The organism is Peribacillus butanolivorans, assembly GCF_001273755.1.
Taxonomy (GTDB): domain Bacteria; phylum Bacillota; class Bacilli; order Bacillales; family DSM-1321; genus Peribacillus; species Peribacillus butanolivorans.
This window is the reverse complement of sequence record NZ_LGYA01000001.1, coordinates 2,359,753-2,373,769: the sequence shown is the minus strand read 5'-3', so window position 1 is coordinate 2,373,769 and position 14,017 is coordinate 2,359,753. Positions and strand designations below refer to the sequence as shown.

Sequence of the window (14,017 nt, the reverse complement as noted above, 5' to 3'; positions counted from 1 at the left end):
ATCACCTATCAATATTAAGATATAATCAATATATAGAATATTAAGATGTATAAATAGCGAATTAATCTCTAAAAATATAAGAATATTGAGGTGATTAAGTGCAAATCTACAACATTTCTATTAATTCACAGTACCAAGAACTTGTACAATACAAAGACCCACAATGGCCAGTCGTTTTCTATCATACTAATATTCGGAAAAATATTGTTGGCTATATTCCACTTCATTGGCATGAGGAGCTACAGTTTGTCGTTGTAACAGGTGGTCATGTATGCTTTCAAATTCATGGTGAAGAAATTAATTTAAATGAAGGAGAAGGGATTTTTATTAATTCAGGAGTAATTCATGAAGCACATGCCGATTCATGTGAGGGACGTTATATTTGTTGGAATGTAGGTGTGCATATAGCCAGTTCGTATATTGAAAAGAAGTATATAGGGATCCTTATTCAAAATGAAAAAGTTCCTTTTATCCCTTTTTCACCAAGTATCAATTGGCAAAATGACATTATGGAAGCAATCAAAAAAGGATTTGTCGCGTATGAGAACAAATCATTTGGATGTGAATTAGTGATTACACAACAGTATCTTTTTTGTATTGAGCGTCTGGTCACGAACATCGTACCTAATCATGGGCAGAAAAAAGTAGTTTATGATCCAAGAGTAAAAGAAGTATTGCGATATATGCATCATCATTATGGAAGTAAAATCACACTAGATGATGTCGCAAATGTTGCTTATTTAAGTAGAGCTGAAACCAATCGACTTTTTAAAAAGCATCTGGGCCGAACACCTTTTCAGTATTTATTGGCTTACCGCTTAGATAGAAGTAAAGAGCTTTTAGTTCGAACAACAAGTTCTATTACAGAAATCTCTTTAGAAGTAGGTTTTTTAAGTACTAGCTATTTTATCGAAAAGTTTAAAGCAGCATTTGGCATGACTCCGAATCAATTTCGTCAAGTTGAAAAAAAAATTTAAGGCCTTTTGGCAAGTTGCTTCATCCAAAGAGATATTGGTTTTTTATTAATGGATCAGAAAATGATGAAAGTGGTTTAGGGTACGGTCATACCTTTGCATCAGTGCTTAAACCTGATCAAGAATTAGGGGAACTTAAAGATTATGCATTTATTGCTTTTTGTTGTAACAATCAAAAATAGCAAGGTTTGATCTGAATAATCTTGAAACTAACTTTCATTAAAAAATTTATTCTTGGAACTATCAGATACGTTTCGTTGAAGCATCAGTATAAAAGGATCTTCCAATCGAAGATCCTTTTTTCATTACAGATAAACACCATTATGTGAAACTAGATGCTATTTGCACTTTAGCTTTAACTATCGGGCAGGAAAGTTTTATAAATATGTCAAATATAAGTAGTATGAGGAGTTGTATGAAATGAATTACGAAAAAATTGGATCGGCTAGTGGAATAGTAATAGCTGTTAGTAAAAGTGATAAACACACATTTAGTAAGGAAAATTGTAGTAATATAAAACTGTTAAAAGGTTTGGGAGTTGAAGGAGATGCCCATATAGGTAAGACAGTTAAGCATCGTTCACGTGTAGCGAATAACCCAAATCAACCTAACCTACGACAAGTTCACCTAATCCACTCTGAATTATTAGATGAATTGAAAGATAGCTTTAATGTTACAGCTGGACAAATGGGTGAAAATATCACCACACAAGGTATCGATCTTCTTGAATTACCTAGGGATACGGTTCTATATATTGGGGAAACAGCAGTTATTAAAGTAACTGGCTTACGAAATCCATGTATCCAAATAGATCAATTTAAATCAGGACTTATGAAAGCAGTTTTAGACCGAGATAAGCAGGGGAACTTGATACGGAAAGCAGGAATAATGAGCATAGTTTTGGAAAGTGGTGAGGTTCACCCCGGAGACCAGGTTAGAATTCAATTACCACCTTTACCTTATAGACCTCTTGAAAGGGTATAATGTTTTTATTAGAACTGAATTGTTTTTATTTTCAGAAGAAAAAATCAAACTAAACCAGCCAATAGTTTGTCAATAAAAACTTAAAATATTTGTTGCTATACTAAATCAAACAACCTTCCAATATTTTTGTTCGAAAAGTAATTAAGAATATAAGATTATTATCCAATCTATCCCGGGAAAGACAGCGAACTTTTCAGCCTTAACTGCCGATAGTCCTGAGTATTGTTTAATTAATGGCGCTTCAGCCTCTATTTCATATCTTCCAGCTGCTGCTGATCACGAATCGGCTGCAGCTTATATTTTGAAGTTATGATGTTAAGAATGGTTCACTGAATAAAATATTGGTTCAATTTAATCAGCTGGCCTTGGTCCAGCGGCTATTCGAGAGTTTTCTACAGTCATGATCGGTCGAATGGTTATGTCTCCATTGACGAAAATTTGACAGGATAAACGCAAATGATCTTCCATTCCTTTTTCCTCAAAAGCCTTTTTTTCTTTATGTGTTACCTCACAAAAATCACCTCCCAATATTTCTACTCTGCAAGTCGTACATTTTGCTTTCCCTCCACAGCGATGGAGAATATTTATGTCGTTATCTTCTAGCGCTAATACTAACTTTTTACCCATTTCAACTTCAAAAGTTCCTTGGTTAAATACAGTTACGTAAGGCATTTTATACCACCTCATATATATAATATCTTCCAATTGGTCTTTAACATATTTATTGTCTTACCTTGCCCATATGACATAAAAAAATGTAAAGTCATTCCTGATTGATGTAAAAGATGAATGAAGAAATGGAAAACTCGTTTTGCTTTCATTAATGAATAATAACTCTCATGAAGACAAACTTTAAGTACATTAATAAATCTAGATTGAACAAGATGTAAGCCGATATAAATAATATAAAAATCTAGATTGAACTTTTTGCGTTCAATGATGATTATCGCAAAAAAGAGAGAAAAAATAGAAGGGAGGTGCGTGTCTGTGAATAATGGTAATTGCGATTTTTCACCAATGAAACAAATATTAAAAGAGGATATTCGCCAAGTAATAACTGAATTACAGAATAACTTAGAAGCAATGGATAATGAAAACTATTGTCTTCTTGGAAACTTTGAAAAAATCAAAGAAAATTTTGTCTACATTGACATGAAAGCTGCAACTTTTTATTTAAACTGTTATTTGTCTCCGTTTACGGACAAATATCCCGAATTATCAATTTGTGTACAAAATATGTCGAATCTGAGACATGGTGGCTTAATTGTGATTCAACGAGAAGATTCTCTTGAGTCTTTGATTCAACCAGGAATTTCAATTGGAGCAGAATTAACCCATTCTTTATTGGAATCAATATTTTTCCCTGGAAATCCACTACATGATGGTGCTGTACTGGTTACTCTTAATCATATTGATTCCGCAGCAAATGTCCTTCCACTTTCAGACAGATCATCAGAGGGTAAAAAACTTGGAACACGCCATCGTGCTGCTTTAGGTTTAACTGAACGAAGTGATGCTCTTGTACTGGTAGTATCTGAGGAAACAGGTAGAGTTTCATTTGCCTTAAATGGGAACCTGTATCCAATTACTAATCATGGGTCTCTATAGAGGAATGAAAGCCATATGTCTTTTCTAATAATACCAGCTGTTTATAATTACAGTCGCATAGGCATTAATTAGCTTAATGGTTTGTTAAAGCCGGGAAGAAAATGATTTGAAAAAAGGGATAATCGAAATGATCAAAACAATTGTCCTTATTTGCGGCAGCTTAAGAAAAGAATCTTATAATTGAATCATTGCTGAGGCATTTACCAGACCAGGATGATTCAATCGAATTTCGCTGGAGAAGCTGTGCAAGCTCATGTTCTTCCGTTTCAAAAAATACTAATTTCGCATGTACTTGAAAAGATTGACTCCAATCATAGAATGATTACTGACGAAAAAACAAAAAGATATCTTCAGCGTTATTTACAACAAAATATAGTTTAGATTAGGTTCATTATTTTGGACGATTCAATATGATTCGTGGTCAGCAGACGATTCAGAAGGGAATACCATTGAATCAAGAGATAAACAAGTAGTCAAGCGCTTTTTCAAGAAAACCTTGGCTATTTCTCATGTTTATAAACCTCGTGTCATAACATTGGATAAAATCCAGCCTATCCTATAGCGATTCAAGAGTTAAAAGAAGAGAAATGCATGACTTCAGGCATGCAAATAAGGTAAGTTAAACATCTGAATAATATGGTAGAACAGGACCATCGTTTTATAAAGTTGTGAGTTCGTTTGTCACTTTAGGAGTTATTTTCCACCTATTTTATTTTGCACATTCATCTTAAAAAACACAACTCTCATCACATGGGGTGAAATCAGGAAACTGCATTTAACGTTAAGGAAATTCAAATATATAAGCCCAATTTCTCGGTGTTGTACGTGAGAAATTAGGCTTTATTTACTTCATAAAAGCGTCATTGGTGGAATATTAAAAATTCCGAAAAAACCACACAAATGACTTCTGTACAGTCAGTGTATGATTAGCAGTGAAATAAGAATCTTCAACTTAGCCCCTTCACTATTAGGGAAGTTCTTTTTTCTTAATACACCCGTTCGTTAAGCTTTTGACCAATGGAATTTCACATTCAAAAGAGGGATAGCTATAATCCTCCTCACATTTACTAATGTTTGGAATGATTTTTATCGTAAAGTTTTTAATGCACCACTCCAGGCGATAACTTGGTCAAGCATAGCATTTACATTTTTAGGGTGGTGTTCAGCTGGTTTGAAAACACGTCCATTTTCAAAATCTGTAAATAATGACAATGTAGGATGTACACGAACATCTGCAACTAGTAATTCTCCTAAAATTCCACGTAAATGTTCAGCTGCACGAGCACCACCAGTTGAACCATAGCTTACAATACCAGCAGCTTTATTATTTCATTCGTCACGAGCTAAATCCAATGCATTTTTTAATGCACCTGTTATGTTATGATTATATTCTGCCACAATCAACACAAACCCATCTAAATTAGTAAGCTTTTCTGACCAAGCTCTTAATCCTGGTCATCACCAGCAGTTGTAAATACAAATGGTAAATTGAAGTCTGCAATATCTACGATTTCATAATTCGCATCGCCACGTTTGTCAGCAATTCCTTTTACCCATTCTCCTACTTGTGGACTTACACGTCCTTGGCGTGTACTTCCTAAGATAATTCCGATATTTAATTTTGTCATTGCTTTTTCCTCCGTAGCTAATCTACCAAATAGTTTGTCTAAAAAACTCAATTCTTCCACCATACCTTGTCTCGAAGTTATGAATTTCCTTACGATTCATCACTCTTCATATTTTATCCTTTATTATTTCCGTTCCCTCTACTTCAGGGAACCGAATGGTATCTTGTTTGAACTCGCGACGGATGGACCTGTTTGCGACAGACGAACATGTCGAACACTTAGGGGGAAATCTTGCCCTCTCTCCATTCTTGGAATCAAAGAGAGAGCAAATTGAACAAAAATTAAAACCACTTGTAACCAAATAAAACATCCTAGTATTAACACACCTAGTAAGAAAAACCGCAAAAAAAGCTCCAAATAAATCGAAACTTATTTAAGGTGATAAAAATAATGTTTTAGGAAAAACTGATTTATGTACTATATTCTACTTATTAAAGGAGGAAAACAAAATGGCTGATCTCTATTCCCGTATATCCAAGGAGGATGCCGCCGTTCTTCTAGTCGATCATCAGACTGGCCTTATCTCCGGTCTGGTGCGTGACTACGGTGTTGATGAGTTCAAGAACAATGTCCTGGCTTTGGCCAATACCTCCAAATTTTTCGATCTTCCGGTCATCCTGTCTACAAGCTTCGAGAAAGGTCCCAACGGTCCACTAATGCAGGGGCTGGTCGAGCTCTTCCCAAATGCACCAATGATTTCTCGCCCTGGCCAAATCAATGCCTGGGATAACGAAGATTTTGTCAAGGCGGTCGAGGCGACCGGCAAGAAGCAACTTATCATCGCGGGTGTGGTTACCGATGTCTGCGTGGCCTTCCCAGCACTTTCTGCTGTAAATGCGGGTTATGAAGTATTCGCCGTCACCGATGCCTCCGGCACCTTTAGCCAACAGGTCGCGAACACCGCGATGATGCGCATGGCCCATGCTGGCGTGCAGCTCATGAGCTGGTTTAGCGTGGCGAGCGAACTACAACGCGATTGGCGCAACGACAACGAAGGTTTTGGTGCACTACTTGCTGGACATCTGGCGGGTTACCAAAATGTGATTGGGACTTTTATGGGGGCTCAGAACGATCTTAGCAAATAGAACAGTTAAATTCTCGATGGATGCTATAAAGTGAACTTTTTCACTTTTTTATCGAAAATATCAAATTAGATTATGTAAAATAGTGTAAATAGAGGAACTGCCACAATATCCATCAAGTTAATGCCAAAGGGATGTGAGAAATCCCTATTTTCAATGATTTTTATCATAAAGTTTTTAAAGTATCACTTCATCTGGGTAAAGCTCGGTAATAAATGAAGGAGGGACGAGTCTCAATAGACTGCGTCCTTTTTAGACTGCTGAAAAATAACTTCCTTACTTCGATGACCTTAGAGTGACTTATGCGGAGTTATTAGACACAGGATGGGAATAGTTTGATTATATCCGCAAACAAAAGGCTTGAGTGAATGACGGCGGGTTCGTAACTAAAGAAAGCGATCTCGATGATAATAAATCTAAACCCACATGCAGGTATTGAAGTTTACACCTACCTTATTTGAAGGTAATGCTAATTTTGTTTAATTAGAAAAGCAAATAAGGATACAAGAAAACGATAAAATAAAATCATTACATTATTTTAAGGGCTTATATAGAAGACACGCAGATAATATGATAATTAGCCTGCTTAATTTTAGTGTTTCTTGAGTATTCATTACTTGATTAGTGGATTTACAAGAAGTCAAAAATTAGGGGTAATTAAGTTGTTAAAATTATTTGGTAAAGGAGATCAAACATGTATGTTTTGTATTATAAAATTCATAGTAGAGCTTCCTCTTTGAGATGAGTTTTGGTTTGTGTGTACTCTCATCATACTGAGGGGCTTTGTTTTTTCAAAGTCGATATTTAGTTCTCTACAGGAATGCTATAGTAAATAACTACTAATTTACATTTGACATTTTTTCCGTCTCCTTTTCAGATATTGGCCAATAACTTGCTTAAACACTAATGGTGCTTTTAAATTTTCTCAAAAAAATTCAATGATGCTTCACCCATCGTATGTTTTCAATACCTTTTCTTTTTAAAAGAACTATCGCTGATCCATAAAAAATTTTCTGTGAATTGCTTCCGAAACCGATTATAATCATTATTCAAAATACATCTACATATAATTTTTGTTATAAAGTGAAATATTCAGTAGTGGGGGCTCTATCACCTCCACCTATTCTTATGTGATTTTCTTAAAGACTTAAGATGGGATTTTACAGGTTCTTAATCTGAGATAAAAGATGAAAGAGGTGCCAAATGTTAATTTACATTGTTAAAATGGGGGACACCTTATATTCCATTGCGACGAAATATCGAATTAATATGGATAGTATAAGAATTATTAACGGTTTAAAAACAGATCGCTTGGTACCAGGGCAGGACTTACTTATTCCGACAAATGTGTATATTGTCCAGCCTGGAGATTCGCTATACACCATCTCTCAAATGGCTTTGGTCCCAATTGAAACAATCCGTTTATATAATGGATTACACTCCGATTTATTGATGGTTGGCATGAATATCTATTTGCCGCCAAGACTTAAGCACGAAGGAGAAGGACTGAGTTATATCACACCTTCTACCCCAGAAAAAAATATAGCCAATGTCGAGACATTTGCTACTATTAATACGTATTTTGGAATATTTGAACATCATATTCTTGAAGATGGAAGCTTAAGTACACTTGATGATCAACAACTTATCGGATTAATAAGGGAAAATAAGGTCGCCCCTCTTGCAGTAATTACAAATTTAACGGAGACTGGATTCAGCCCCGAATTAACCAGGAAAGTATTAAATAATCCGGAGGTAAGGGAACGAGTTATTAATAATATTTACAATTTGGTGAAGACAAAAAATTACGCCGGAGTGAATGTTGACTTTGAAAGAATCCATGAAGGAGAAAGAGATTTGTATAGCGGATTCTTACGAGCGTTACGAGATCGATTAAAGCCTGAAGGATATTATACTTCTGTAGCCGTTCCAGCAAAAACAAGTGATGACATCCCTTGGTTAAAGGGATATGATTACGGGGGCATTGGAGCTGCTGTTGACTTTGTTTTTATCATGGCCTATGACTGGCATGAAGCGAGCAGTCAGCCCGGTCCTGTCGCTCCTATACAAGAAGTAAGGAAAACCATTGAGTATGCTCAAAGATTAATGAGAGGAAATAAAATCATCCTTGGTGTCCCACGGTACGGATATGACTGGGCGATGTCAAATGGAACCGCTTTAAGTGCAAGGGCTGTTTCCGTAGCCAACGCTATTGATACAGCTATGAAATATCAAGTACCTATTCAATATTCCATTCAAGACCAGCAGCCTTTCTTTAGCTATCGAGACGAAGCGGGCACAAGACATATCGTTTGGTACGAAGACTCAAGAGCTCGTGCCCAAAAGCTGCAATTGGTTGTCGAATATCGATTAAGGGGGATTGGAGCCTGGCAAGTAGGATTACACTTCCCTCAATCGGCCTACTTAGTAAAGGAATTTCTGACTACAAGAAGAGTGATTTAAACATAAAACAAGAACGGGGAATAATTACAGAAAAAGCCGATAAATCAACCATAATCAGCTGCACATTAATCGTTAAAGAAGCCTCAACAGCTGCCGCAATAACGATGCCCCCAACGATACCAAACGTATTTCCCTATTTTTGTCGGCATACTTGCTCCTGATTCTCGTAGTAACTCGATGGTAAATTCTAAAATAAGAACATCTATTATATGCGGAAATGGCATATCGCTTTTCGCAGGATTAATGTTGACAAAAATTCAGCAGGAAAGAGCTCAGCGAGTTCCCGCATATGATGGGCGGATTGTACAGGCCCTAAATTTACAGATATGTAAAGGTGTTCAAAATGTATCGTTCTATGGCTTGATTAAGTTTAGGATCGGAACCGGAAATTGGACCTAAATTATCAAGACCTTAATTTGAAAACAAACAGAATAGTGATACGGTATTAAATGCGCAATTTTTTCGAAGAATTATGTGTGTTACTGTTGAATAGCTTACGAACACTATGTTAAACTCCCTCCTATTTTGTGCGAAGGACATTCACACAAAGCTTAAGCTTGAGTGCTTTATCAGATTTTTAGACTTGCTATTTTATCAATTGAGTAGTAAAGTGATGTTATGTTTAACGGTGGGAGTGAATTGAAATGCGTAATAATACGATAGGCTCTTTAATCTGGCTACGTTTAATGCGTTTTACGAACCAAAGTAACCAGATGTCGAATGAATTTTTAAAACGATTTGATTTAACGACTGCTCAATTTGATGTACTCATGCAAATTCGCATTTATCAGCCACTCACGCAAATGGAGTTAGCCGAAAAAGTGACGGTTACGCAAGGTGGTATTTCACGTATGCTCTCACGTCTCGAAAAAGAAGGTTATATTGTACGTAAACAAGACTGGAAAACAAAAACGATTAACCTCTCAGCGAAAACTGAAGCTATTTTAGATCAAGTAATGCCTGAACAACTGGCATTTCAATCGTCATTTTTTGACGATGTTTTAAATGAAGAAGAACAACAAATACTATATACACTAATGACACGTGTTCATAAACATAGCCAAAAAAAAGAATTACCGCCAAAGTAATTTTTTTTACATTATCATTTGACTAGTCAAGTTACAAAAGGAGGAATAATGATGTATACAATTTCTGGACATCATCATATTTCGATGATTACAAAAAACGCAAAAAAGAATAATGAATTTTATCAAAAAGTACTAGGTCTGCGCAGAGTAAAAAAGACTGTTAATCAAGACGACCCTAGTATGTATCATTTATTTTATGGAGATTTAACAGGTAGTGCGGGAACAGAGCTGTCGTTTTTCGAAATGCCCATTGCAGGAAGAACAACTCGTGGCACAAATGCAATCACACAAATTGGTTTGCTTGTCCCATCATTTGAAAGTCTAGTATTTTGGAAAAATCGATTTGATCTATTAGATGTAAAGCATGGTGACATTACAATGTATGCTGGACGAGATGCTTTACATTTTGAAGATACAGAAGGGTTACGAATGATTTTATTGAATAATAACGGTGCTGAATTACCTAAACATTGGTCTGAATGGGAAGATTCAGTTATCGAGCAAAAGCATCGTATTTTGGGAATGGGCACAATCGAAATAACAGTGCGCTAGCTAGAAAGCTTAGCGAAAACATTAAAGGATATGTTTGGCTATGTAGAGGTTTCTTACTCTAATAAAGTGGCTATTTATCAGTCTGTTGCTGGACAGGTATTTGGAGAGATTGTAGTCAAACAGCAAGAAGGACCAAGTGAGAAGCCCGGAAGAGGTAGTATTCATCATTTAGCAATTCGTGTTAAAAACGAAGACGAGTTGAGCTATTGGGAAGAGGTCGTTAAAGAACGTGGCTTCCAATCAACAGGGATTGTGGATCGTTTTTACTTTAAAAGCTTATATTTCCGCGAATCTAATGGCATTTTAATTGAAATCGCGACAGATGGTCCTGGCTTCACTGCAGATTCAACAGTCGAAGAGTTAGGAAAAAAATTAGATTTACCTCCATTTTTAGAAGAAAAACGTGCAGAAATAGAAGCAAAGCTAGTACCACTTGATTAATAAAGGAGAGTGTAATGTGGAACAATATCGTATTAATACAAATAAGGGACTTGAATTCGGTTTATATTCGATAGGGGATCATTTACTTAATCCACATACAGGCTCAATGATTAGTGCTGAACAGCGTATTCAAGAATTAATTGATGCAAGTAGGCTAGCTGATGAGGCAGGACTTGATGTATTTGCTGTCGGTGAAAGTCATCAAACGTATTTTACAACACAGGCACATACTGTCATTTTAGGGGCTATCGCACAGGCAACAAAAAATATTAAAATAGCTAGCTCAGCAACGGTGTTAAGTACATCCGATCCTGTTCGTGTGTATGAAGATTTTGCCACAATTGATTTAATTTCAAAAGGTCGAGCTGAAATTGTCGCTGGTCGTGGTTCACGTGTTGGGGCATATAGTTTACTTGGCTATGATGTACATGATTATGAAGAATTATTTGAAGAAAAATTGGAGCTTCTTTTGAAGTTAAATAATGAGGAAAAAGTAACCTGGGAAGGACAATTCCGTGCACCATTAAAAAATGCATCCATTTTACCGCAGCCTAAAAATGGCCATTTGCCAATTTGGCGTGCAGTAGGTGGCCCGCCTGCTAGTGCGATTAAGGCTGGATATGCAGGTGTACCAATGATGCTGACAACTCTTGGTGGTCCTGCTATCAACTTTAAGGTCTCTGTTGATGCATATCGTGAGGCAGCAGAGCGTAGTAGTATTGATCCAGCAACTTTACCAATCGCAACAACAAGTTTATTTTATACTGCGGAAAATTCACAGGATGCACTCCGTGAGTACTATCCACATGCTAATTCTGGTATGCAGGTATTACGTGGTGGTGGCTATCCAAAACAACAGTTTGCCCAATCTACAGATTATCGTGATGCTTTAATGGTTGGTAGCCCGCAACAAATTATTGAAAAAATGCTTTACCAACACGAAATATTTGGGCAACAGCGCTTTATGGCACAAATTGATTTTGGCGGCGTGGCATTCGACAAGATTGCGAAAAATATTGAGTTGATTGCAACTGAAATTATGCCAGCGATTAAAAAACATACAGCTGAAAAATAATGAGTATCGCTGTAAGGCTAGGAATTGAAGATACTAGGATCAGTACAGAACTGCATTAAAGGGAATAGAGACAGTCACAGAACGAGGACAGAAAAGAGAAAAGAACTGAATGATATATTATAAGATCACTAATAAGAGTAGCCTTTTTCTAACAATTTCAATGGATAATTATGATTGTTTGTGAAGTTTTACTAGGATTTCATATTGCTAACGGGTGCTTTTCAATATGATTATTAAAAGCAGCGATAAAAATTTAGTATAAAAACCCACTATCTACTTTGATAGTGGGTTTTTTTGGGGATTACTTCTCTTGTTCTACACTTCATTTAGCTCCACCCTAGCTTATTGGAGAGGTCAATCCATTAACAATAATTAACCTTCCCTAATACTAGTTTAAAAAAGTCATTTACTTTAAAGCTGTAGATTTTAAATAAATTGGGATAGTTTTTTAAAAGTATTTAAGTATGATATGAACTGCTAACTGATTTTAAAGAAATACTTACGATCTGTTTTTATTTACCAATTCAAGTACAATAAAATAAGAAAGCGTTATACAAGTAAAGGAGAGAAAATAAGGAAGAAATGTTTATTAGTAAATTATTAAATTTAGACAAGGGTGTAAGCAACTAACTAATAGGAGGATACAATGATTAAATCGCTGAAGGGGCAATGGATTTTAACAACCGTAGTTGCAATGTGCTTTATTTATTTTACTTTTTCTTATTTTGAGTTTAATGATGAAGAAGGTTTTTTATTGTCTAGAATGCTCTTTTTCATTGCAATGATTTCATCCGTCTTTAATGCAGGAATGTTAACACAAAAATATATTCAATCAAAGAAAAAGTAATTCTAATTAAAAAGTGTTGAATTATCAATATTTATTAAAACAACAGATTAGCATTTAGGAAAATAATCCATTGTAAACAAACCTTTTTTCAAGATGGATTCTTTTTATTTGCGAAAAATAATACTTAACACAATAATCTTTGTCCAACTTTATTCCAAAATTATAATAGCAAACAATTTTTTAGAACATAGCCTTTTCTTTTGTAACTTCTACAGTAACTAATTAAGCAATCATTAATAAAGATACTGAAACTATTTGAAAATGTAAAAAGCTTCTAACTAATTTGTGTATCTATTTCTCTAGTTGTTTCATTTCCTTTTGGATATTCAGGAGGTTATTAAATCATTCCTGAGAATTTTGTTTGTCTTCTGCCGATTTCGGAAACAGAAAAGGCGATCAATTTATTAACCCTGTAATTTTACCGGGTTTTTGGTTGCTTTTTATATAAAAAAAGGCATATGATAAATAAGGAGTCTCAATCAGAAAAGATATTAAACGAAAGAGGATTTTAAATGATTACAATAAAAAGTGAACGAGAAATACATTTGATGCATGAAGCAGGAAAGCTTCTTGCTGCGACGCATAGAGAAATCGCTAAAATGATTAAGCCGGGCATTACAACTTGGGAAATTGAAGCGTTTGTCGACAAATATCTAGCAGAGCACGGTGCAACGCCGGAACAAAAGGGCTATAATGGCTACAAATATGCAACTTGTGCATCTGTGAATGATGTAATTTGCCATGGTTTCCCGCAAAAGAAAGCCTTGAAAGAGGGAGACATCGTAACGATTGATATGGTTGTGAACCTTAATGGTGGATTGGCGGATTCAGCGTGGACCTATGCAGTTGGTGAGGTTTCCGAGGAAGCTCAACGTTTGATGGATGTAACAAAAAATGCACTTTATAGAGGCATTGAAGTTGCCCGGGCAGGCAATCGCCTTGGTGACATTGGACATGCGATTCAATCCTATGCAGAAGGCGAAAAATTTTCTGTTGTCCGTGATTTCACAGGACACGGCATTGGTAAAACAATGCATGAAGACCCTACTGTTTTACATTATGGTAAACCAGGTAAAGGTGCTCGTCTGAAAGAAGGAATGGTCATCACAATCGAGCCAATGTTGAATGCAGGAACATGGCATATGAAAATGGACCAAGACGGCTGGACCGCTAGAACAACGGACGGCAAACTTTCCGCTCAATATGAACATACTCTTGTTATTACAAAAGAAGCTCCGATTATTTTAACGGAACAATAAGAGTTTTTAAAAAAGC

The 14,017-nt window shown here is 35.8% G+C and carries 11 protein-coding genes and 5 pseudogenes; 13 read left to right on the top strand and 3 right to left on the bottom strand.

The window, feature by feature from the left end:
• Positions 1-98 precede the first annotated feature (98 nt).
• A complete protein-coding gene (locus AKG34_RS10950; RefSeq protein ID WP_053346112.1) occupies positions 99-977 on the top strand; it encodes a helix-turn-helix domain-containing protein in 879 nt (292 codons plus the stop codon).
• A gap of 417 nt (positions 978-1,394) precedes the next feature.
• Positions 1,395-1,958, top strand: coding sequence for an MOSC domain-containing protein (locus tag AKG34_RS10945; protein WP_053346111.1), 564 nt, complete (start codon positions 1,395-1,397; stop codon positions 1,956-1,958).
• A 351-nt stretch (positions 1,959-2,309) separates the two neighbouring features.
• Here AKG34_RS10945 and AKG34_RS10940 read toward each other — a convergent pair whose 3' ends face one another.
• Entirely contained in the window at positions 2,310-2,630 is a 321-nt protein-coding gene (locus tag AKG34_RS10940) for a 2Fe-2S iron-sulfur cluster-binding protein (RefSeq protein WP_053346110.1), read from the bottom strand.
• A gap of 315 nt (positions 2,631-2,945) precedes the next feature.
• Here AKG34_RS10940 and cdaS point away from each other — a divergent pair, with 315 nt between their 5' ends.
• From cdaS to AKG34_RS28830, 3 genes and pseudogenes are all read left to right on the top strand, one after another.
• Positions 2,946-3,566 (top strand): sporulation-specific diadenylate cyclase CdaS, encoded by a 621-nt coding sequence (gene cdaS / locus AKG34_RS10935; protein ID WP_180320463.1) that lies wholly within the window; start codon positions 2,946-2,948, stop codon positions 3,564-3,566.
• A 237-nt stretch (positions 3,567-3,803) separates the two neighbouring features.
• Positions 3,804-3,947 (top strand): annotated as a pseudogene (locus AKG34_RS29445) (NADPH-dependent FMN reductase); the annotation flags it as partial.
• 37 nt (positions 3,948-3,984) lie between these two features.
• Positions 3,985-4,181, top strand: a pseudogene (locus AKG34_RS28830) (DDE-type integrase/transposase/recombinase); the annotation flags it as partial.
• Between the two features lie 471 nt (positions 4,182-4,652).
• On the opposite strand, the pseudogene AKG34_RS10930 reads toward AKG34_RS28830, so the two are convergent.
• Positions 4,653-5,194 (bottom strand): annotated as a pseudogene (locus tag AKG34_RS10930) (NADPH-dependent FMN reductase).
• A 121-nt stretch (positions 5,195-5,315) separates the two neighbouring features.
• Here AKG34_RS10930 and AKG34_RS28825 point away from each other — a divergent pair.
• The 3 genes and pseudogenes from AKG34_RS28825 to AKG34_RS10920 all read left to right on the top strand — a co-directional run.
• Positions 5,316-5,499, top strand: a pseudogene (locus AKG34_RS28825) (ring-cleaving dioxygenase); the annotation flags it as partial.
• 144 nt (positions 5,500-5,643) lie between these two features.
• Positions 5,644-6,279, top strand: a complete 636-nt coding sequence (gene ycaC / locus AKG34_RS10925) for an isochorismate family cysteine hydrolase YcaC (RefSeq protein ID WP_053346108.1) — start codon at positions 5,644-5,646, stop codon at positions 6,277-6,279.
• 1,200 nt (positions 6,280-7,479) lie between these two features.
• Complete coding sequence (locus tag AKG34_RS10920) at positions 7,480-8,739, top strand: glycosyl hydrolase family 18 protein (protein WP_053346107.1); 1,260 nt, start codon at positions 7,480-7,482, stop codon at positions 8,737-8,739.
• Positions 8,740-8,822: 83 nt separating this feature from the next.
• On the opposite strand, the gene AKG34_RS28820 is transcribed toward AKG34_RS10920, so the two are convergent.
• Positions 8,823-8,963 (bottom strand): spore germination protein, encoded by a 141-nt coding sequence (locus tag AKG34_RS28820; protein WP_236694930.1) that lies wholly within the window; start codon positions 8,961-8,963, stop codon positions 8,823-8,825.
• A 420-nt stretch (positions 8,964-9,383) separates the two neighbouring features.
• Between AKG34_RS28820 and AKG34_RS10915 the strand changes: the two genes are divergently transcribed.
• From AKG34_RS10915 to map, 5 genes and pseudogenes are all read left to right on the top strand, one after another.
• Positions 9,384-9,827 (top strand): MarR family winged helix-turn-helix transcriptional regulator, encoded by a 444-nt coding sequence (locus AKG34_RS10915; protein ID WP_053346106.1) that lies wholly within the window; start codon positions 9,384-9,386, stop codon positions 9,825-9,827.
• 51 nt (positions 9,828-9,878) lie between these two features.
• Positions 9,879-10,820: pseudogene (locus tag AKG34_RS10910) on the top strand (ring-cleaving dioxygenase).
• 16 nt (positions 10,821-10,836) lie between these two features.
• A complete protein-coding gene (locus AKG34_RS10905) occupies positions 10,837-11,895 on the top strand; it encodes an LLM class flavin-dependent oxidoreductase (protein WP_053346105.1) in 1,059 nt (352 codons plus the stop codon).
• Positions 11,896-12,541: 646 nt separating this feature from the next.
• Positions 12,542-12,742 (top strand): hypothetical protein, encoded by a 201-nt coding sequence (locus AKG34_RS10900; RefSeq protein ID WP_053346104.1) that lies wholly within the window; start codon positions 12,542-12,544, stop codon positions 12,740-12,742.
• Between the two features lie 512 nt (positions 12,743-13,254).
• The gene (map, locus tag AKG34_RS10895) at positions 13,255-14,001 is read left to right on the top strand and encodes a type I methionyl aminopeptidase (protein WP_053346103.1); all 747 of its coding nucleotides are present in this window, start codon (positions 13,255-13,257) and stop codon (positions 13,999-14,001) included.
• The last annotated feature ends 16 nt before the right edge of the window (positions 14,002-14,017 follow it).